19 protein-coding genes are annotated in these 19,937 nt (G+C 53.3%); 9 read left to right on the top strand and 10 right to left on the bottom strand.

What is annotated here, in order from left to right; translation table 11 throughout:
• Nucleotides 1–1,463 (top strand): DEAD/DEAH box helicase (locus tag HOM51_19545; protein ID MBT5036712.1); only part of this gene is annotated, 1,463 nt, incomplete at its 5' end.
• Nucleotides 1,464–1,602: 139 nt separating this feature from the next.
• Here the strand turns inward: HOM51_19545 and HOM51_19540 are convergent.
• A complete protein-coding gene (locus HOM51_19540) occupies nucleotides 1,603–3,186 on the bottom strand; it encodes a choline dehydrogenase (protein ID MBT5036711.1) in 1,584 nt (527 codons plus the stop codon).
• Nucleotides 3,187–3,286: 100 nt separating this feature from the next.
• Here HOM51_19540 and HOM51_19535 point away from each other — a divergent pair, with 100 nt between their 5' ends.
• Nucleotides 3,287–4,510 (top strand): MFS transporter, encoded by a 1,224-nt coding sequence (locus tag HOM51_19535; GenBank protein ID MBT5036710.1) that lies wholly within the window; start codon nucleotides 3,287–3,289, stop codon nucleotides 4,508–4,510.
• 3 nt (nucleotides 4,511–4,513) lie between these two features.
• Here HOM51_19535 and HOM51_19530 read toward each other — a convergent pair whose 3' ends face one another.
• From HOM51_19530 to HOM51_19500, 7 genes are all read right to left on the bottom strand, one after another.
• Nucleotides 4,514–5,455, bottom strand: a complete 942-nt coding sequence (locus HOM51_19530; protein MBT5036709.1) for a DMT family transporter — start codon at nucleotides 5,453–5,455, stop codon at nucleotides 4,514–4,516.
• 217 nt (nucleotides 5,456–5,672) lie between these two features.
• Complete coding sequence (locus tag HOM51_19525) at nucleotides 5,673–6,269, bottom strand: OmpA family protein (protein MBT5036708.1); 597 nt, start codon at nucleotides 6,267–6,269, stop codon at nucleotides 5,673–5,675.
• A 6-nt stretch (nucleotides 6,270–6,275) separates the two neighbouring features.
• On the bottom strand, nucleotides 6,276–6,725 hold the full coding sequence (locus HOM51_19520) for a hypothetical protein (GenBank protein ID MBT5036707.1): 450 nt from the start codon (nucleotides 6,723–6,725) through the stop codon (nucleotides 6,276–6,278).
• 95 nt (nucleotides 6,726–6,820) lie between these two features.
• Nucleotides 6,821–8,008 carry a CoA transferase gene (locus HOM51_19515; GenBank protein ID MBT5036706.1) on the bottom strand — a complete coding sequence of 396 codons (1,188 nt, stop codon included), beginning with the start codon at nucleotides 8,006–8,008 and terminating at the stop codon, nucleotides 6,821–6,823.
• 12 nt (nucleotides 8,009–8,020) lie between these two features.
• The gene (locus HOM51_19510; GenBank protein ID MBT5036705.1) at nucleotides 8,021–9,169 is read right to left on the bottom strand and encodes an acyl-CoA dehydrogenase; all 1,149 of its coding nucleotides are present in this window, start codon (nucleotides 9,167–9,169) and stop codon (nucleotides 8,021–8,023) included.
• Between the two features lie 3 nt (nucleotides 9,170–9,172).
• A complete protein-coding gene (locus HOM51_19505) occupies nucleotides 9,173–9,691 on the bottom strand; it encodes a MaoC family dehydratase (protein ID MBT5036704.1) in 519 nt (172 codons plus the stop codon).
• A 2-nt stretch (nucleotides 9,692–9,693) separates the two neighbouring features.
• A complete protein-coding gene (locus HOM51_19500; GenBank protein ID MBT5036703.1) occupies nucleotides 9,694–11,079 on the bottom strand; it encodes an MmgE/PrpD family protein in 1,386 nt (461 codons plus the stop codon).
• A gap of 139 nt (nucleotides 11,080–11,218) precedes the next feature.
• Here HOM51_19500 and HOM51_19495 point away from each other — a divergent pair, with 139 nt between their 5' ends.
• From HOM51_19495 to phnE (HOM51_19465), 7 genes are all read left to right on the top strand, one after another.
• Nucleotides 11,219–12,073 (top strand): TIGR01459 family HAD-type hydrolase, encoded by an 855-nt coding sequence (locus tag HOM51_19495; protein MBT5036702.1) that lies wholly within the window; start codon nucleotides 11,219–11,221, stop codon nucleotides 12,071–12,073.
• A gap of 40 nt (nucleotides 12,074–12,113) precedes the next feature.
• A complete protein-coding gene (gene glpD, locus HOM51_19490; protein ID MBT5036701.1) occupies nucleotides 12,114–13,643 on the top strand; it encodes a glycerol-3-phosphate dehydrogenase in 1,530 nt (509 codons plus the stop codon).
• Nucleotides 13,640–14,443, top strand: coding sequence for an HAD-IIB family hydrolase (locus HOM51_19485; GenBank protein ID MBT5036700.1), 804 nt, complete (start codon nucleotides 13,640–13,642; stop codon nucleotides 14,441–14,443). The genes glpD and HOM51_19485 overlap by 4 nt, the downstream gene beginning before the upstream one ends.
• 86 nt (nucleotides 14,444–14,529) lie before the next feature.
• Nucleotides 14,530–15,579 (top strand): phosphate/phosphite/phosphonate ABC transporter substrate-binding protein, encoded by a 1,050-nt coding sequence (gene phnD, locus HOM51_19480; protein MBT5036699.1) that lies wholly within the window; start codon nucleotides 14,530–14,532, stop codon nucleotides 15,577–15,579.
• Nucleotides 15,580–15,681: 102 nt separating this feature from the next.
• A complete protein-coding gene (phnC, locus tag HOM51_19475) occupies nucleotides 15,682–16,473 on the top strand; it encodes a phosphonate ABC transporter ATP-binding protein (protein MBT5036698.1) in 792 nt (263 codons plus the stop codon).
• A complete protein-coding gene (gene phnE / locus HOM51_19470) occupies nucleotides 16,470–17,261 on the top strand; it encodes a phosphonate ABC transporter, permease protein PhnE (GenBank protein ID MBT5036697.1) in 792 nt (263 codons plus the stop codon). The genes phnC and phnE (HOM51_19470) overlap by 4 nt, the downstream gene beginning before the upstream one ends.
• Complete coding sequence (gene phnE, locus HOM51_19465) at nucleotides 17,258–18,070, top strand: phosphonate ABC transporter, permease protein PhnE (protein MBT5036696.1); 813 nt, start codon at nucleotides 17,258–17,260, stop codon at nucleotides 18,068–18,070. Before phnE (HOM51_19470) ends, phnE (HOM51_19465) begins: the two co-directional genes overlap by 4 nt.
• Nucleotides 18,071–18,094: 24 nt before the next feature.
• On the opposite strand, the gene HOM51_19460 is transcribed toward phnE (HOM51_19465), so the two are convergent.
• Both HOM51_19460 and HOM51_19455 read right to left on the bottom strand, forming a co-directional pair.
• Nucleotides 18,095–19,498, bottom strand: coding sequence for an MmgE/PrpD family protein (locus HOM51_19460; GenBank protein ID MBT5036695.1), 1,404 nt, complete (start codon nucleotides 19,496–19,498; stop codon nucleotides 18,095–18,097).
• A 12-nt stretch (nucleotides 19,499–19,510) separates the two neighbouring features.
• A partial coding sequence (locus HOM51_19455) for an acyl-CoA/acyl-ACP dehydrogenase (protein MBT5036694.1) occupies nucleotides 19,511–19,937 on the bottom strand: 427 nt, incomplete at its 5' end.

Below are 19,937 nucleotides of genomic sequence, written 5' to 3'. Positions count from 1 at the left end.
TGGACGAAGCCGACGAAATGCTCGACTTGGGCTTTCGCGAAGATCTGGAATATATGCTCGATACCACACCCAGCGACCGCCGCACCTTGATGTTTTCCGCCACCGTGCCGCGCTCGATCGCGACCCTTGCCAAGCGCTACCAGCGGGACGCAACGCGCATTTCGACCACGGAAGAACAGAAACAACACGTCGACATCGAATACCGCGCCCTGCCGGTCGCCCCAAACGACCGGGAAAACGCGATCATCAACGTGCTGCGCTATTTCGATCCGAAGAACGCGCTGGTGTTCTGCGCCACCCGCGCGACCGTCAACCACATGACCGCGCGCTTTAACAACCGGGGATTTCCAGTGGTGGCGCTTTCGGGGGAACTAAGCCAGAACGAACGCACCCATGCCCTGCAATCCATGCGCGATGGTCGCGCCAAGGTCTGTATTGCAACTGACGTTGCGGCGCGCGGTATTGATTTGCCGAACCTTGAATTGGTCATCCACGCGGACATCCCAAAGACTGCTGAGACCTTGTTGCACCGAAGCGGTCGCACGGGCCGCGCAGGCCGCAAAGGTGTCTGCGCCCTGATCGTGCCGCACAACCGACGCAAGGGGACGGAAAGATTATTAAAGCAAGCCAACGTTGAAGCCACCTGGGCCAAGCCCCCGTCGGTCGAAGAAATCACCCAGCGCGACCGCGAACGTTTCCTGAATGATCCAGCCCTCAGCGAGGCCATGAATGACAACGAAGAAAGCTTCGTGAAGGAACTTCTGTTCCGCTACAGCGCCGAACAAGTCGCGACCGCCCTCGTTCGCCTGCATCATAATAATCAACCCGCACCCGAGGAATTGCTCGATGCACCGCCGGAGCGGGAGAAAAAAAGCCGCAACGATTTCGAAGGCGGCAAGTGGTTCCGGCTGACGGTCGGCCGTAGGCACAATGCGGAACCCCGATGGCTTTTGCCGATGCTGTGCCGCGCCGGCCACATCACCAAGCGCGATATCGGCGCGATCAAGATTCAACAGACCGAAACCTTTGTGGAACTCGCCCCTGACTGTGTAGAGCAATTCCTCGCCGCCATCGGCCCCAGCCGCAAAGTCGAAAAGACGGTCACCGTTGACGCGGTTGATGGCCCACCTGCTCAGGAGAAGCGAGAGACTGGCGAAAGGTCTTACGCCAAGAAGCGGCCGTTTAAAGCGAAGAAGAAAGGCTATCCTCGATCTGAGTCAAAGCCTGAGACTGGAACCGAGGGCTCAGCCAAGCCCGGCCACCGCTTCGCAAAAAGATCAAAGAAACCAGAACAGACAGAAAAATCCACAGAAAAAACCACAGAAAAATCCTGGGACAAGCCTGCGAAAAAAACCAAAGGAAAAAAACCGCATAAGCCAAAATTTGCCAAGGAAGGTCCCAAGGGTGGAAAGTCTTTCAAGGGTGGGTGCAGTCCTTTGAAGCGGAAGAAGCCGAAGAAGTAGCGCTTAACTCAGCACCCTTCGAGACGCCGCTTTGCGGCTCCTCAGGATGAGGGTTATTGTTTGTTTTAGTATACTTTTCTTAAAAACCTCATCCTGAGGAGCGCTCCCTTGAGCGCGTCTCGAAGGACGCTCAGCGGCACTATGGTCGCCTGATTAAATCCGCCGCTTTCTCCCCGATCATGATCGACGGCGCGTTGGTATTGCCCGACGTAATCACCGGCATGATCGATGCATCTGCCACCCGCAGGCCTTCGATCCCGTGCACCCGCAACTGATCATCAACCACGGCCAACCGATCATTTCCCATCTTGCACGTCCCCACCGGGTGATACGTCGTGTTGCCAGTCTCTCGGGCGTATTGCAGGATTTCGTCGTCGGTTTGGACGTCGTATCCGGGCTTCCATTCATCAACGACATAAGGTTTCAGCGCGGGCTGCTTGATCACCTCTCGGGTTAGCTTAAGGGCGTTGACGATAACCTGTTGATCAAACTGAGAGTCCAGGTAGTTCATGTGGATGGCGGGGTAGTCGTTCGGGTCTTTTGACTTCAGTCGAATTTCGCCCCGGCTGTGGGGTCGAAGCTGGCGGGTTGTGCCGGTAAAGGCGGAAAAATCATGCAGGCCATCCCCCGGCGTATCGGCAGACAACGGCTGCATGTTCAGCTGAATATCAGGCCGGTCAAGTTCCGGGAGGGAGCGCGCAAAGAAGCCGACGATGGATGCCGCCATGGTCATAGGGCCAGTCCGGGTGGTTAAATAATCCCAGCCCATTTTCAATTTCCGGAGCGGGTTCCGGACCTCATCATTCAAGGTCGTGACGTTGGTCTTATAAATATTTTTCGCCTGCATGTGGTCTTGCAGATTGCCACCCATCCCCGGTAGTTCATGAACCACATCAATTCCCACATCCTTCAACCAGTCCCCGTTGCCAATACCGGAGAGTTGCAGGATATGCGGCGAGCCTATCGCGCCTGCTGACATAATCACCTCGCGCTTGGCGGAAAATGTGAGGGTCGCCCCTTCGCGCAATCCTTCGACCCCAACCGCGCGACCGTCTTTCAAAACCACACGCGTGACCAGAATGTTTGTTTCTACGGTCAAGTTCTGGCGGTTCCGGGCGGGCTTTAGATAGGCCTTTGCTGCTGAGCACCGTTGTCCATTCTTTGTCGTAAATTGGTAGTACCCGACGCCTTCCTGGGTTTCGCCATTGAAATCATTGTTTTCTGGAATGCCCGCTTGAATACAGGCTTCAATGAACGCATCGCAGATCGGGCGGTTCATCCGAACGTTCGACACCCCTAACGGCCCGCCCTTGCCGTGGAATTCACTATCACCGTTTTCCTGATCCTCTGCCCGCATGAAATAAGGCAGCACGTCGTCGTAGCTCCAGCCTTCGTTGCCCAATTGTCGCCAGGTATTAAAATCCTCCGCCTGCCCTCGCACGTATAAAAGCCCGTTGATAGAGCTGCTGCCGCCCAAGACTTTGCCGCGTGGAAATTTTATCGACCGTCCGCCCAGGCCTGGGTCCGGTTCCGCGTTAAAGCACCAATCAAACTTCGGATTACCAATGTTTTTGTAATAGCCGACAGGAATATGAATCCAAGGATTGGTGTCACGCTTGCCAGCCTCAATCAGCAGAACAGACACACTGGGGTCTTCGGACAACCGTGCGGCGACGGCACAGCCTGCCGACCCCGCGCCGACGATGACGTAATCGAACTCCAAAGCCCTCTCCCCTATTTAGTCGCCCAGAATGTTAGTCGGCAAGAGCTTGAAGATGCAAACGGCTTTTGTGTTCCGTTCTGTTTCCCATTAGATTTTCCCCATGTCTATCGAAACGCCCCTCACACCAGGTCCGTTTCAGCTGCTGCGCGAAGGTCCCTATTTCCGCACTTGGCTGACGGGTACGTTTGTTAACACCATGCGGTGGTTGGAGATGTTGGCGGTCGGAATTTATGTCTTCGAAAAAACATCCTCTCCGCTGCTGGTTGCGCTGGTTTTATTCTGTCGCTTGATGCCGATGATTTTGTTTGGCGCGGCGATTGGTGCGTGGGCTGAACGCGTGAATAAGAAGCACGTCATGCTTTATGGGTTGGCTCTGGTAACTGTCGTTTCTGCCACCCTGGGAATTTTGTTGATTACGGGCAAGGCCGAGCTTTGGCATCTTGCGTTAGGTGGATTTCTAAATGGCATTCTCGCGGCCATGGATTACCCCATCCGCCGTAACATCATGGGCGAAGTTTGTGGACATGACCGGGTGGGTGCTGGCATGGCGCTTGATGGCACAACCAACAGCGTCACCAAGATGCTGGGGCCAATACTGGGCGGCGTGCTGCTTGAAACCATCGGCCTTGAGGGCGCATTTTTTCTAGGTGTCGGGCTCCATATCTTGGCCATGATATCGCTGAGTGGACTGCCCTACGCGCCAGAGAAAAGCGAGCCGACCCAACAGAGTTTCTTCGCCCAAATCGCCGAAGGGGTGAGCTACATTCGAACCAATCGGGTGATCATGGCGCTGTTGGCTATTACCGTTGTGATCAACCTATTGGCACTTCCCTTCAGTTCCATGATCCCTGTCATCGGCAAGGCAGAGTTACATCTAACGCCCTTCCTTATTGGCCTTCTCGCAGCCTCCGAAGGGGCCGGCAGCCTCGTTGGATGCTTCCTCATAGCCTTGGTCAGAACCCAGCGTTTTACCCAGGTATTCCTGTTTGGCTCGGTGGGTTTCCTGGTGCTGCTTTTGTTTTTCTCCTGGTCATCTTGGTACGAACTTTCACTTATTCTTTTATTTGTCGCAGGTCTCGGTCACGCAGGATTTTCCATTGGTCAGAGCACGCTAATTTTCACCCAACCCAGCCCAGAAGTCCGTGGTCGAGTCATGGGTATGCTGTCCATGTGCATCGGTCTGCAGCCCTTAGGTGTCTTAAACGTCGGCTTACTGGCGGATTTTTTTGGCGGGTCGGTTGCGGTCACGGTGATGACTGTCGAAGGTTTAATTGCAATCGGGATTTGCTGGTTGATATGGCCAGAAATGAGGCGGCACAAATAATTTTTATTCGGTTAGACGCGTTGGAGCTGTTGGATCGTCTTTAACCCCTTTCGGCTTAACCTTCCGTTCCCGATAAGCGATATAGCTTACCGAACCAAAGATCATCATCGCGCCGATCCAGGTCTCCGTGGTTGGAATTTCACCGAAAGCCAGAAACCCAAGAATGGACACCCAAATAAGCTTACAGAAATCCATTGGAGAAATCACCGACACATCCGCGTTCTTCAAGGCCTGCGCGGCACAAATATGGACCAAGCTGCCCAATGCCCCCAACAGCAACATTAAGCCAAGCTGTTCAAAGGTCGGCATCTGCCAATAGGGTATTGCAATGAGTCCCAGAATAGGAAACGTGATCAAGGACATGTAAATCGTGATGGTCACGCTGGATTCCGTCCGCGACAGGACCTTGACCGAGACAAACATCATTGCCCAGAAGACGGATGACGCCAGCGCCATTGTCGAGCCCAAATCAAATTCGGTGAAATTTGTGCCCATGATTACCAGGGTGCCGGCAAAGCCAATAAGCATGGCAACGAACCGGCGCATCCGCAGCACCTCCCCCATCACAAGCATGGCGATCAACGCCGCAAATAAAGGGCCAGAGAATTTTATGGCAACGACCTTGGCAGCAGGTATCAGGCTCAGCGCTGTAAATGTTCCGATCATGGTCAGCGTCGTCATCACACCGCGAAACATATGCAAGCCCAGGCGCTTTGTGCGCAGTGGCGCAAATCCCTGGCGCATAAATAACGGTAGGAATACGACAAATCCAAAGAATGCGCGAAAAAATGCGATCTCAATCGGGTGCATGTCAAAGGAAATATGGCGAATCAGCACGATCATACACCCCGCAAAAAACGTTGCGACGAGCATGTAGCCAACACCTTTAAGCGTGCTGGGCTCACCAATTACCGAAGAGCCAACGGAAATAGACGGTAGTTTCATGAAATCAATATTCAAATGACCGCAGGTCCAGTGCAATCACAAAGGAGCACTGATCTGATGATCAACTTTCAAATTATAAATTAGTTTGAAACTTAACTAATTTCGCCTCGAAAATCGGCGAGGTTCTACAGTTGAATGAATCACCCAACTTCGCAAGCTTATTGAGGCGAAAATAGAGAAACAATGGCTGCACCAAGCGGCGGCCGCAATCGATTTGCTAACGAACAATAACCTCGACCCGCCTATTTTTCGGCTCTCTTTTACCGTCTTTCGTCGGCACCAGGGGCGCGCGCTCACCGCGCCCGACGGCCCGAACCCGCTTGGTCTTGATGCCCCGATCAATCAGCATTTGAGCCACGGCCTGTGCGCGCTTTAACGCCAGCTTGTCATTGTTGCCAGCACTGCCGACCCGGTCCGTGTGTCCAGTGACCTGAATCTCTGCAGCTTGGCGGTTGGCAACAGCATCAAATAATTTCTTCAAGACTGGCTTAGAAGCCTCCGTTAGCACTGTCCCACCGGTGCGGAAGTAAAGGATGAAAGACACCGGGTTCTGCGGCAGGGCGGAAAGGACATCTTTAAAAACAACATCGACCCGATCTTGAACCATTTGGCCTTTCGTCAGGTCGCCCGCGCCCACTTCTGCAGAGGCCAAGGCTTTATTGAGAACAACCTTGCTGCCGTCTGTGCTTTGCACGGTCACCTCGCCGACCTTACCATTTTCATCTGCCAGCAGGACGATCACATCCTTTGGGCCCGCACAGGCAGCCACGAGAAAAAGGATTAAGACGGTAAAGACGGAACGTAGTGTTTTCATGATTTCCTACTCCTCCCCACCAACCTTAACGAGAAATCGTGTGCCGCGGACGCCGAGGATGGAGGCTGGCGTCCGCACCTTCATAGCTTCCGAGGATCGCTTTGCAATCTGACCTGAAATGATGGCCAGGGTACCGCGCTTAACACTTGTTTGAAATTCGCCATCGTGGGTTGTCGGATTGAATCTAAATCGGCTCAGTTCCAACGTACTGTTGGGACCCGCGGAAAATCGGGTGCCATCGATGAAGGTCATTCCAACACTACTGTTTGCACCGGTAACCAATGAATCTTTCTGTTCAAGGATATCACCCGCTTTGGCAGATAGCGTCTTATCCGAACGAACGATTTTTACGTCGCCTTTTAAAGTTTTAATTTGACCGATATCGGCGAAACCCTGACTGGTACAAATGACGAATACAGCGGCAATGGCTGAAAACACCGTAAGAATTCTCAACATTTCGAGGCCCTCTTAGCTATGTTCCATAATAATGAAGAATTTACGCCCAAATGCGAGACATATTTTTTATGATTCAAAGTCTCACCTGATTTTCGCTATATGGCCTTCGCGGCGCGCAGGGCTGCGAGACGAACAGCATCGTAACCGAGTTCTTCCAATAATTCTTCTGTATTCTGACCAAGCTTGGGGGCGGGATTGGCGGGCGTTGGTTCATCGCATTTGATCGGCGCATCAAGAGTCTGGTAGGTACCGTACCCTTCCAATTCCAAAGACTGCACCCGGCCTTCGTCCTTCACAAACGGGTTTTCGAGCGCTGATTGGATGTCATTGATGGGCGCTGCTGGGACTTCGCCCGCAAAAATTTCAAGCCATTCATCTGTGGATTTTTTTGAAAGCTCACCATCGAGCATGTCCTGAATCAGGGCGCGATGCTCCAGTCGGCCTTCGAAGTTCGCAAACCGTGCATCGTTTGCCCAGTCATCTCGACCGAGCACATCACAAAGGATCGGCCAGAATTTTTCCTTGTTGCACATGATGTAGATCCAGCCGTCCGATGTTGTGTAAAGCGCACATGGTGTTAGTGCTGGATGGCCGGACCGTTGCTCTCGCTTTGTTTCATGGCCTTCGTTGAGATACCACAAGGCCGGATAGGAGAGATTGCAGAGCGCCATATCAAAAAGGCTGACGTCTAAATCACGCCCCTGCCCCGTTGCGCGCGCGCCCGTGATCCCCGCCAGCACTGCATAGGCGAGCCCCAACCCGGTCATTTGATCAACGACGGATAAACCAAAGCGGGTTGGCGGACCGCTGGGTTCTCCGGTAAGCGAAAAGTATCCGGCTTCGGCCTGCATCAGATAATCAAAGCCCGGCCAATCGGCGCGCGGACCCGTGCGACCGTAGGCCGACAGGTGGGCGCACACGATCTTCGGGTTCATTCCTGCAAGGGCCTCGTAGGTCAAACCGAGTTTGTCCGGCACGTCGCCGCGTAGGTTCGACGTTACCGCATCCGCCGTCTTCACCAGATCGTGGAACACCTCCATGCCTTCCGGCTTTTTAAGATCGAGGGTCAGACTTTTTTTATTGCGGTTGTAGGCATGGAAGAATTCCGAGTGCTCCGGTGTAAAAAAATAAGGCCCAATGGCGCGCGCAAAATCGCCGCCGTCGTTGGGGTTTTCAATCTTGATAACCTCAGCCCCTTGGTCGGCTAAGAACTGTGTACCGAAGGGACCGGCACCATACTGTTCAACCGCCAAAACCCGGACGCCGTGGAGAGGAAGTGTCAATGGAAAGGTTCCTTAAATCGGATTGCGGGCGACAAGTTGCTTGGCAATGATCAAACGTTGAATTTCATTGGTGCCCTCACCAATGCAGAGAAGCGGCGCATCGCGATAATAGCGTTCGATGTTGTATTCGGTCGAATAGCCATAGGCACCATGGATGCGCATGGCTTCGGTTGCATTCTCCAAGGCGGCTTCCGTTGCCGCCAGCTTCGCCATGCCCGCTTCCATGTCGCAGCGTTCGCCGCGATCATAGGCTGCGGCAGCTTGATCGGTAAGCAGCCGTGCCGCCTCGACCTTCGTCGCCATATCCGCGAGTTTGATCTGTATCGATTGGTGCTCGCTGATCGGCTTGCCGAAAGTTTCGCGGGTTTGCGCGTAGGCCACGGACTCTTCCAGACAGACCCGCGCCAAACCAACGCCCCGTGCCGCGACATTGATACGTCCAAGCTCAAGCCCGGCGAGGATTTGATTGAGGCCCTTGCCTTCTTCTGGCCCAACCAAGTTGGCGGTCGGAACTTGCACGCGATCAAATTCGACTTCGCCGGTGTCGATGCCGCGGTAGCCAAGTTTCTTTAGCTTTCGCGAAACGTAGCCTCTTTCCTTTTCAACCAAGAACAAGCTGATGTCCTTGGAACGCGGGCCATCCCCGGCTTCATCGGTCTTGGCCAATACCGCCAAAATGTTGCCATTCACCGCGTTCGTGCACCACATCTTGGCACCGTTAATGACATATTGATTTCCTTCGAGTTGAGCGCGGGTGCGCACGCCTTGGAGGTCCGTTCCCGCACCGGGTTCGGTCAGCGCAATCCCGCCCCGCAGTTCCCCGGACGCAAACTTCGGCAAGTAAGTGGCCTTCATCTCGTCGGTGCCAAAACGCTCCACCGCAGACGCCATGATCAGATGGGAATTGATGATACCGGAAACCGACATCCAAACCGCCGCTGAGCGTTCCACAATCTTGGAATACAAAGATGCGGAAAGCCCAAGACCGCCGTACTCCGTCGAAATAGTCGCGCCAAACAGTCCCATCTCCGCGAGCCCATTCGCAATGTCTTCTGGATATTCATCCGCGGCTTCAAGTGCCCGAACATGAGGCCGAACATCGCGTTCCAGGAATTGATCGACGGCGTCTAAAAGAACCGCCTCTTCTTCGTTCATTGTCATATTCTAAACATCCAATTTATCATCAACGGCGTGCCCGCGCTTGGGGACCAAAACTGTTCGTTCATACGTCATAACGATGGTGCCGTCTTGTTTCTTACCCGTCGTCTTAACGGTGACGATACCCTGGGTCGGGCGCGATTTTGACTCGCGCTTGTCCAAGACTTCTGATTCCGCATAAAGCGTATCGCCGACAAACACCGGAGCGGGCATGGAGATTTTATCCCAGCCCAGATTGGCGACCGCCTTCTGGCTCACATCCGAAACACTCATACCGGCAACAATTGAAAGGGTCAGGCACGAATTCACCAGGAGTTTCTTAAATTCACTCTTGGCGGCGTACTCGGCATCGAAGTGAATTGGGTGCTGGTTCATAGTTAGCAGCGTGAAGTGGGTATTATCGCTCTCCGAAATCGTACGTCCGGGACGATGCTCATAAACATCGCCAATCTTAAAATCCTCAAGATACCGACCATAGGATTCACGGTATCTGTTCGGCCCAACTTCTTTTGCTTCGGCGACCATGCTCAGGCGTTCTCAGATTGACTCAGCGCGAACACAGCGCTGACTTGGTTGGCGTTCTCCAGGGACAGCAGTGCGTCCGTCAGGGTGTCTCGCTGCGCCTCCCCCAAATAGGGCGCGCACAGGCCGTCGAACTTGGCCCGGAGTTCTCCGCCACTCATGAAATTTGCTGGCTCTCCCTTGGGGACTTCGACAAATGTTTCGTAAGTGTCTGTCTTGGTCTTAATGCGAACCGTGCCGGACATGTTATTTGGGAATGCGGCTTCCGCTTGTTCATCGGGAACGGTCTTCACCTTCTGGCACAGCGAGCGGGTCGTCGTATCGTCCAAGTGCGTCGCGTAGTCATCCCAGGCCATGCCGCCTTCACGCAGCGCCACAGCAGCGCAAAACGGCATGGAGAACTGACCATCGACGACGCCTTCGGGATTGATCTTGGCTGCCAGCGGTTCGCCTATAATCTTACGGCCGGTTTCAGCCAGGCCGATTTCAATAGCCTCCACATCATCGACGTCGATGCCATGTTGTTCTTTTAAAGCGATCAGACCATCCATGGCGGCGTGGCTGTACCGGCACGATGGATAAGGCTTAACCGCCAGCCCTAATGTTTCCCAATGACGGCCAAGTTGGTCGGTGACTTTGCTGGCGTCTGGGTTGGGGGCATAAGACGTGAGGAATCCCCAATTGCCATCGAAGGCATCGTTGGGGCCCTTAAACCCTTCTGCCGCCATAACCGCGCAGATCAATCCGTTGGAGGCCGCTTGTCCGACGTGGGAACGCTTGGTCCACGCACCATCGGCTAAAAACTGCATCGAGCCCGCAGCCTGACTGAGCGCAATTCCGAAGGCGCTTTCAATGCCGGCACCATCGAGCCCCAGCAGCTTGCCCACCGCCGCCGCCGCGCCAAAGACGCCGCAGGTAGCTGTTGGGTGGAAACCCCGATCGTAATGTTCCTTTGGGTTCAATGCCAAGGCGAGGCGAATTTGAACTTCGTAGCCCGCGACGCAGGCCGCAATTAAATCCTTGCCCGATGCATTGACCATTTCAGCAGCGGCCATTGCCGCTGGGACAATCGGTGCCGAAGAATGCAAAGACCCCGCCGCATGGGTGTCATCAAAATCTAATGAATGGGCGAGGGTTCCGTTGATCAACGCTGCTGCACTGGGCGCGTAGGCGCGCGCGTCCCCTGGAACCGAACAATCGCCGGAAGCCAGACCCAACCGCTCGACAGCAGCAATCAGGCTCGGCGTTGATTCCGCATCGTGGCGGGCCCTAATCATGACACCGGTAACATCGAAGATCAGCAACTTGGTTCGTTCAATAACTTCATCAGGCAGATCAGCGTAGGCAAGATCGGCAACGAAATCGGCAACTGTGCGGGTAATGTCAGTCATAATCGCGTATCCTCGGGTGAGTGATAAGACAATCATCCACGGTGAGTAAAATTAATCCAACAGATTATTTTATAGTTATCAGGTCATGCTGTAACATCTTTTGTAACCGCGAATTCTCAATGTTTGTGTAAAGTTTCGAATGAGTAATCTCTCTAAATTCTCCGGACTATCAGAAGTAGCTGATGATTACGCGGCGTTCCTCATCGATTCATGGGGCGTCATGCATGATGGCTTAGCCCCCTTCGAGGCCGCGCTTAAGTGTCTCGGCGAATTAAAAAGCCGGGATAAGAGGGTTTTTATTTTAACCAACTCGGCCCGGCGTTCGGACATCGTCGCCGAAGAACTCTTTAAACTTGGGATCGATAGGAACTTGGTTGATCACGTGGTCTCCGGTGGCGAAGCCGCTTGGCAATCGCTCCAAGAACCAAGAGATGAAATTCATAAAGCTCTCGGGTCCAATTGTTTTTACTTAGGCAACGAACGCAGCCGATGCCTGATGGACGGCTTATCCTTAAACGAAGTCGGGGCAGTTGAAGACTCGGACTTCGTTTTGAACACGGGAATTCCGGAAGGTGTTTCAGATGACGAGACAAGTCAGAATCTCGAGACGGCTCTAAGAAAACAGCTGACAATGATCTGCGCCAATCCGGACATTCATTATTATGTTGGCGATGAAAAAAAATTCTGTGCTGGGGAAATCTCCCGGCGCTATGAAGCGATCGGGGGTCAGGTTATCTATCATGGCAAACCACATCGGCTCGTGTATGAGATGTGCTTTGAACTTCTGGACCCACTTCCGCCTCATAAAATTTTAGCCATCGGAGATTCCATTCATACCGACTTGAAAGGTGCTGCCGGTGCCGGAATTGACTCCTTATTTGTAACCGATGGAATTCACCGCGATTTGCTTCAAGAAGAGTCTTCCGCTGCCACCACTCTCTGTCGCGACAACGACGTCACCCCCATAGGTGTTTTGAAGTCGCTGTGTTGGTGATACGGTCATAGTCTAGAGGCAAGACGTTGGAGACGGTTGTATGTCTGCACGGGATGAGGTTGACCTGCTGATCATTGGTGGTGGCATCAATGGAGTGGGAATTGCCCGGGACGCGGCGGGGCGCGGATTGTCGGTCCTGCTGTGTGAGCAAGGCGACCTCGGCGGTGCAACCTCTTCCGCCAGCACCAAACTAATCCATGGCGGATTGCGTTATCTTGAACATTACGAGTTTAGACTCGTCCGCGAATCTTTGCGGGAACGAGAAATCTTGCTTGATCTCGCGCCGCACATCGTTCGACCGATGCGCTTCGTACTGGCCCACAACAAGAACCAGCGCCCGGCTTGGATGATCCGCATTGGCCTGTTCATTTACGACCATCTTGGGGGCCGCAAAAAACTTGCGGGCAGCCACGGCATTTCATTCAGGAAGCATCCTTCGGGGAGGTCTTTAAATACCGAATTCGACAAGGGATTCATCTATTCCGATTGTTGCGTGGATGATGCTCGGTTGGTGATCCTTAATGCGATGAGTGCGCGTGAAATTGGCGCAGAGATTTTAACCCATACGAAGTGTACAGAAGCCAAGCGCGATAACGGCCAATGGCAGGTGACGCTTTCGGCGACGTCCAAACATGGGGCAGACCGCGACGTCACAGCAAAAGTTCTTATCAATGCTGCCGGCCCGTGGGTTGGGGAGGTGTTGAACGAGCCGCTCTCGTTGCAAAACCCCCACAGTCTACGGCGGGTTAAGGGAAGCCACATCGTGGTTCCCCAACTTTTCGACCACGAATTCGCTTATATCTTTCAAAACCCCGACAATCGAATTGTCTTCGCCATTCCTTATGAGAATAATTTTACGCTTATCGGGACAACCGATGTCGATTATGACGGCGACCCGATGCAGGCCCAAGCATCGGAAGAAGAAGTTGCTTATCTTTGTGAGGCGGTAAGTCGATATTTTAAAACGCCCGTAAAAACCACCGACGTTGTCTGGTCCTATTCAGGTGTGCGCCCCCTTTTCGGAGAAGTAGAAAACGAAGCGTCCGGGTTGAGCCGGGACTATCTTCTAGATATCGACATCGAAAATGACGTCCCTGTTCTCAGTGTCTTTGGCGGCAAAATCACGACCTATCGGAAACTTGCAGAACAGGTGTTAAAGAAGCTTCGCCCCTGGCTACCGGAACAACAGCCTCCCTGGACGGAACAGGGTTCTCTTCCCGGTGGTGACATTGAGAACAATCACTTTGAGGCCTTTCTAAACGAAATTTTGGGCCAATACCCCTGGATGCCAACGGCACTTTTAAATCGTTACGCGCGGGCTTATGGGACCCGCATCCACAAAATCCTCAACAACGCCAGCAGCCTTCAAGACTTAGGCGTCCACCTTGGCGATCTGCTTTATGAGGCGGAGGTCCGCTATCTCAGTGCCGAAGAATGGGCCAGGACCGCCGAAGACATTCTTTGGCGGCGGACCAAGTTAGGTTTGCATGTCACGCCGGAAACGGTTGAAAATCTTGAAACTTGGATGACAACGCATTTTGAGAATTCGACTCAAGGAACGACGGCATGAAACCGCTTGATACTTTGCCCGTGGAAATTTGCAAAAGCATCAAGGCCGTGTTGTGCGATATTGATGATACCGTAACCACCGACGGCCGCTTGCAGGCGAATGCGTACAGCGCCATGGAAGCCCTCCACGAAGCAGGACTAATCGTCCTTCCCATTACCGGGCGACCGGCAGGGTGGTGCGACCATATTGCCCGCATGTGGCCCGTCGACGGCGTGGTCGGTGAAAACGGCGCGTTCTATTTTCATTATGACCGACAAGGTCGTGTCATGCATAAACGCTATCAGTTGCCTGAAACCGCACGCGCCGAAAATCGAGAGAAGCTAGATGCCTTGCGCGATCAGATTCTGGATCAAGTTCCCGGTACCGCCGTTGCTTCTGATCAATTCTACCGCGAAGCCGATCTGGCGATTGATTTCTGTGAAGATGTTCCGCGGCTGCCCATAGAAGAAGTAGAGCGCATCGTGAAAATTTTTACCGACGCCGGAGCCACTGCCAAAATCAGTTCCATTCACGTCAATGGATGGTTCGGGGCCTATGACAAGTTGACCATGACCCACACTCTATTTTCAGAAATATTTAAGACCGATCTGAGTTTAGAGAAAGATCACCATATCTTTGTTGGTGACAGCCCGAACGACGGCCCCATGTTCGACTACTTTCCTCATTCCGTGGGTGTCGCCAACGTTAATGATTTTAAGGATCAGTTGCCTGCTGCGCCTCGTTATGTCACCAGCGCACGGTCCGGCGATGGTTTCTGTGAACTGGCAGACACACTACTGAAGGCACGAAATTCGTCATAAATTTTTAATAAGAGAGAAAACAGTTACGTGCTCTCCCTAACCTTGTTATCCTAACTTCACAATAATCGTAAAACATGGAGGAACCAATGACATCTGTAATACCAAAGGATCGCTTCTTTAAGCCGACTCTTACGGGTTTGGCGGCGGCGATATTGTTAATAGGATCGGTCGGCATCGCGTCGGCTGCAGATTGTAAGAAGGATCGCGGAAATCTTGATTCCCGGTTTTGCGACGACAATGGTGACCTGGTCGCCGATACACCGATGGATTCTTCAAAGTGGCTCAATCCCAGCACCTTGGTCTTTTCCTACACGCCGGTTGAAGACCCGTCTGTTTATGAAAACGTGTTTGTCGAATTCATGGATTACATGTCGAAAGTCACCGGCAAAAAAGTTAAATGGTATGGTGCAGATTCCTACGCCGCCCAAGTCGAAGCCATGCGCTCTGGCCGTTTGCATGTCGCAGGGATTTCGACGGGTCCAACGGTATTCGGTGTCAACTTGGCGGGATACGTGCCGGTTGCCATCATGGGTAAAAACGACGGTCGGTTTGGCTATCGCCTTCAGCTGATCACCCACAAGAGCTCCAACATTAAAAAGATGACGGACCTAAAAGGGCGTAAGATCGCTCACGTAACGCCGTCGTCCAACTCCGGCAACCAAGCGCCTCGCGCCCTGTTTAAATCAATGGGTGTGACGCCGGATAAAGATTACAAGGTGAGCTATTCCGGCAAACACGATAACTCGATCATGGGGGTTGCTAATAAAGATTATGATGCAGCACCTGTGGCATCCAGTGTCCTCGACCGCATGCACGACAAGGGCGTGGTCAATAAGAAAGACCTGCGGGTTATTTGGCAGTCAAAATTGTTCCCGACGACGTCTTATGGTGTCGTCTACAACCTGCATCCGGATCTAAAGCAGCTCATCACTTATGCGTTCCTGTCGTTCGATTGGAAAGGCACGGCCTTGCATAAAGAGTTTGGCAAAAAGTCCGACCGCTTTATTCCGATCACGTTCAAAGATCATTGGACGGACATTCGGACCATTCAAGAAACCAACGGGACAAAATACACCCAGGATTCTTTGTCGGGCTTAAAAGTCAAAAAGAAGAAGAAAAAGAAGAAGAAAAAATAGCCGCAAGACGGACATAACCACCGCCGCCACCTCCGGGTGGCGGCGGATGTTTTTTGAGAATTTTATTTAAACTCGTCTTAATTTAATGTCGCCTGGGGCCCAATGCTAGAAATTACTGATCTTGTTAAACAATATCCGAATGGCTTTAAGGCACTGCACGGCGTCTCTTTAAGCGTCACAGAGCCACAGGTTGTCGCTGTGATCGGCTCGTCCGGTGCCGGAAAAAGCACGCTCATCCGCTGCATCAACCGCCTAATCGAGCCGACCACGGGCACGATCAACCTTGACGGAACAGAAATCACCACCCTGAGCCGCAGCAATTTGCGCAAGGCCCGCCGTCGCATGGGTATGATCTTTCAAGAATACAATTTAGTTGAGCGCCTGACGGTTATGGAGAACGTGCTATCAGGCCGCTTGGGCTATGTCAGTTTCTGGCGCGCTTATACTCGGAAGTATCCCCCGGCAGATATACAGGCGGCATTCGAATTGTTGGATCGGGTCGGTCTTGAGGGCCGTCAAGATACCCGGGCAGATGCCTTGTCTGGGGGCCAGCGCCAACGGGTCGGCATCGCCCGCGCTTTGATGCAGCAACCCGACCTTCTGCTGGTTGATGAACCGACCGCCAGCCTTGACCCCAAAACCTCGCGCCAGATCATGCGACTGATTTGTGAACTGGCCCACGAACGGGGCACACCAGCGCTGGTCAACATCCACGACGTGGCCTTGGCGCAAAATACCGCTGACCGAATTATTGGTCTCAGGGATGGCAATCTCGTCTTCGATGGAAGCCCCGGTGAACTCAGCCACGATGTGTTGACCGAGATTTACGGCGAAGAGGACTGGAGCACGACGATCCAGGATGTCGAAGACAATGGTGACGAGGCGGAAGAATGAGCCACCCGACCACCTGGAAACCGCCGACCCTGTTCCCTAACGAATGGATGCGTCAGGCGACGCTTGTAATTGGTTGTCTCTATCTGGTGTGGTCGATTGGCTCGTTCGACGTCAATTGGGACCGAATTGCACAAGGCATCCCCCGCGCAGGTAATATGATCGCCCGCATGTTCCCGCCAGATTTCGGTCGCTGGGAACTACTGGTTAAGGGCGTCGTCGAAAGCCTGGAGATGGCCTTTACCGCGAGTTTCGTTGGCATGATTCTGGCCATCCCGTTGGGACTTTGTGGGGCTTCCAATCTGGCACCGCGTCCGGTCTATCTGGCGGCCCGAAGCATTATCGTTCTGACACGAACTTTCCACGAAGTCATCATCGCAATCTTTTTTGTGAAGATATTTGGCTTTGGTCCCTTGGCGGGTGTGCTGACATTGATTGTCGCCTCCGTCAGTTTCATTTCGAAGATGATTGCCGAAGATATCGAAAATATGAATCCGGGTCAGGTCGAAGCCATTCGCGCCAACGGGGCCGATTTCCCGAAATTATTGATCTACGCCATCGTGCCGCAAATTCTGCCGCGATACCTGGGCGTCTGTATATACAGATTAGATGCAAACATCCGACATTCAACTGTTGTCGGCATTGTTGGTGCCGGCGGCATTGGCATGACCCTCAGTGCCACCTTCAAACGCTATGATTATGATTTTTCTCTGGCCATTCTATTGACGATCATTGCTTTGGTTTTTATCGGTGAAATTTTCTCCAACTGGGTCCGGGGAAAGCTTCGATGAGCCCGGCTGAGCACGCTGCCAAATACCCGGAGGTCTGGCGCAAGTTTTCACCTCGTCAATCACTCATTCGTTACGCATGGTACGTCGGCATCATCTTTGTAGCGATTTGGTCAATACGGCACCTGGATATTCCGTGGGAATACTTTGCCGACGCCCACGTTCAGGCAGCAGACTTATTAACCCGCATGTATCCGCCTGCCTGGGGGCATTTTGGCGACGTTCTCGCCCCGCTGATCGAAACCATCCACATTGCCACCTTGGGCACAATCGTCACATTTGTTATTTCCATACCAATTGCGTTCTTGGCCGCCCGAAATACGACATACAACGCAACCACCTGGTTTATCGGGCGCTTTATTCTGGTCGCCTCGCGATCCATCAATACCATTGTCTGGGCGCTGATCTTTGTCGCGGTTTTCGGACCTGGTCCGGTAGCAGGAATTTGGGCGATAACATTTCGCTCCATCGGCTTTATGGGAAAACTGATCGCCGAGGCCATTGAGGAAATTGATCATGGTGCTGTCGAGGCCATCGAAGCCACAGGGGCGTCGCGTCTGCACGTTCTCCTAATCGGTGTCCTGCCCCAGGTTCTGCCGATCATCTTTGGCACGACGATCTATCGCTGGGATATCAACATCCGCGAATCAACGGTGTTGGGTTTTGTTGGTGCTGGCGGGATTGGGATCGAGCTTTATTCATCAATCAACCTGTTCAACTGGCAGGAAGTCGCGGTCATGCTGATTTCTGTTTTTGGCGTGGTAATCATCAGTGAGTTTATTTCAGCCACCGTCCGCCAACGGATCACCTAACCGCCGAATTACATTTCTAATATTCTAAGCTCGGCGTTCGAAGCGTTCGCCCCGGTCGGCCCCCGCCTCGAAACGAAGATGTCGGGTGCAGTCGCGGATGCTGTCCAGTTTCTCCAAGGTGTCGATAACGGTTTGCAAGGCGGCGATGTCTTTTTCGGGCAAGAACCCCTGACAACAATCGGTGAACTTGGCGAGGCGTTCGGCATCGTTCAAGGGATTGGCCGCATCGCCCTTGGGAATTTCTTGGGCAGCATGCAGGGCCTGTCCGTCCTTAAGGACGATATCAACAATGGCCGGGAGATGGGTGGTTTCGCTATCACATTCTTTTTCCAAATCATGGGCCTGCATGTCAATCATTCCGAAGAGTTCTCGAATTTCGGGACGCTGCACCGCCGCGGGCGTGAAATCGGAAAGGCCGATGGTGCCGGATTGCAGCGCCACACTCACACAATACTGCATGGAAAAGCGCGCTTCGAATTCTGAGTCTGGGGCAGAATAACGCAGGTTCTTAACCTGTCCCGGCCGCACCTGAACATTGACGGATGCAACATCGTCGGCCGCAAATTTATTTTCAGCCATCAGATCAAGAACACAATCGATGGCACGGTGGGTCGCAGCACAGCACGCGAAGCGTTTGACGGTTAATCCTTGGCGTTCGATGGCCAGCGGGTCGCCTAAAGTTTCGAGCCCATACTCCCAACCCGGTGCCGTCGGACCACCGTAAATTTCCATCATTCCCATCGGGCCTTCCAACGCATTGACCCGCCCTTCAACTCCGGCTTCGGCCAACTTCGCGGCCTCAATGGCGTTCTTGGCAGCAAGCCCCGCATGCAACGGTTTCGCCATGGAACCAAACTGCACCTTTGTGCCACCGGCGGAACTGAAGGCCAAGTTCATCGCGTGCGCAAAGCGCCCAGCATCGAGCTTCATCAGTCGTGCACAAGCACCTGCCGTACCGATCACACCGATCGTTGCCGTCGCGTGCCAACCTTGTTCATAGTGTGATCTGTTCAAGGCACGTCCCAAAGCGCCATGCATCTCAAGCCCGACAATGTAGGCATCAATAATGTCATCGCCTGTGGCATTGATCTCGTCGCCCAAGGCAAACAATGCGGGAACCAAGGAAGCAGAGGCATGGGTGATCGCTTCTAAGAAGGTATCGTCAAAATCCAGCGAGTGCGCCGCCATGCCGTTGGCCAGTGCGGCATAGGGTGAACTTGCCTTACCCAAACGCCCAGCAACGACGGATTGGCCATCGCCAAGTCCTTGGATGGCATTTCGCACACTTGCGGCGCCTTCATCACCAGCACCTGCGATCATGCAGCCAACGACGTCTTGAATGGCGTGCTTGGCAGCAGTTCGCGCGGCCTCTGTATGTTCGGAAGAAACAGTCGCGCCCCATGTTGCCAAGCGTTCTGAAACGTACATGATAAATCTCCCTCAATACGATCTGGGCATACCCAAAATGTGCTGCCCAATATAGCTGAGAATTAAATTTGATGATATAGGCGCTGTGCGTGACAACCGGGCCTCGCGCCATTTGCGTTCGATGTCGTACTCGCGCGCAAAGGCAAATCCGCCGAACGTGGTGAAACAGGCTTCGCCACAAGCCCACGCAGCTTCGGACGCCAGCAGGCGCGCCATGTTGGCCTCCGCACCACAGGGCAAGTTCGCATCGAACATCGCCGCTGCCTTACGCACCATCAATTCAGCGGCTTCCAACTGTGCATAGCCGTGCGAGATCGGAAACTGGATTCCTTGGTTCTGACCAATAGGCCGCCCAAAGACTTCTCGTTCGTTGCTGTAGTCAACGGCCTTCTCAACAAAATAGCGCCCGTTGCCGATGGCTTCGCTGGCGGTCAGGCAG

The sequence above is a fragment of the Rhodospirillaceae bacterium genome, assembly GCA_018660465.1.
Classification (GTDB): domain Bacteria; phylum Pseudomonadota; class Alphaproteobacteria; order Rhodospirillales; family JABJKH01; genus JABJKH01.
Note: the sequence above shows the minus strand (reverse complement) of the source record. Positions and strands in the feature narration are given on the sequence as shown.

What these genes read in the sequence shown, in the direction of transcription:
- HOM51_19535 (MBT5036710.1), top strand. Translation starts at nt 3,287, where the DNA reads ATGTCTATCGAAACGCCCCTCACACCAGGTCCGTTTCAGCTGCTGCGC.
- HOM51_19530 (MBT5036709.1), bottom strand. Translation starts at nt 5,455, where the DNA reads ATGAAACTACCGTCTATTTCCGTTGGCTCTTCGGTAATTGGTGAGCCC.
- HOM51_19525 (MBT5036708.1), bottom strand. Translation starts at nt 6,269, where the DNA reads ATGAAAACACTACGTTCCGTCTTTACCGTCTTAATCCTTTTTCTCGTG.
- HOM51_19520 (MBT5036707.1), bottom strand. Translation starts at nt 6,725, where the DNA reads ATGTTGAGAATTCTTACGGTGTTTTCAGCCATTGCCGCTGTATTCGTC.
- HOM51_19510 (MBT5036705.1), bottom strand. Translation starts at nt 9,169, where the DNA reads ATGACAATGAACGAAGAAGAGGCGGTTCTTTTAGACGCCGTCGATCAA.
- HOM51_19505 (MBT5036704.1), bottom strand. Translation starts at nt 9,691, where the DNA reads ATGGTCGCCGAAGCAAAAGAAGTTGGGCCGAACAGATACCGTGAATCC.
- HOM51_19500 (MBT5036703.1), bottom strand. Translation starts at nt 11,079, where the DNA reads ATGACTGACATTACCCGCACAGTTGCCGATTTCGTTGCCGATCTTGCC.
- HOM51_19495 (MBT5036702.1), top strand. Translation starts at nt 11,219, where the DNA reads ATGAGTAATCTCTCTAAATTCTCCGGACTATCAGAAGTAGCTGATGAT.
- glpD (MBT5036701.1), top strand. Translation starts at nt 12,114, where the DNA reads ATGTCTGCACGGGATGAGGTTGACCTGCTGATCATTGGTGGTGGCATC.
- HOM51_19485 (MBT5036700.1), top strand. Translation starts at nt 13,640, where the DNA reads ATGAAACCGCTTGATACTTTGCCCGTGGAAATTTGCAAAAGCATCAAG.
- phnD (MBT5036699.1), top strand. Translation starts at nt 14,530, where the DNA reads ATGACATCTGTAATACCAAAGGATCGCTTCTTTAAGCCGACTCTTACG.
- phnC (MBT5036698.1), top strand. Translation starts at nt 15,682, where the DNA reads ATGCTAGAAATTACTGATCTTGTTAAACAATATCCGAATGGCTTTAAG.
- phnE (MBT5036697.1), top strand. Translation starts at nt 16,470, where the DNA reads ATGAGCCACCCGACCACCTGGAAACCGCCGACCCTGTTCCCTAACGAA.
- phnE (MBT5036696.1), top strand. Translation starts at nt 17,258, where the DNA reads ATGAGCCCGGCTGAGCACGCTGCCAAATACCCGGAGGTCTGGCGCAAG.
- HOM51_19460 (MBT5036695.1), bottom strand. Translation starts at nt 19,498, where the DNA reads ATGTACGTTTCAGAACGCTTGGCAACATGGGGCGCGACTGTTTCTTCC.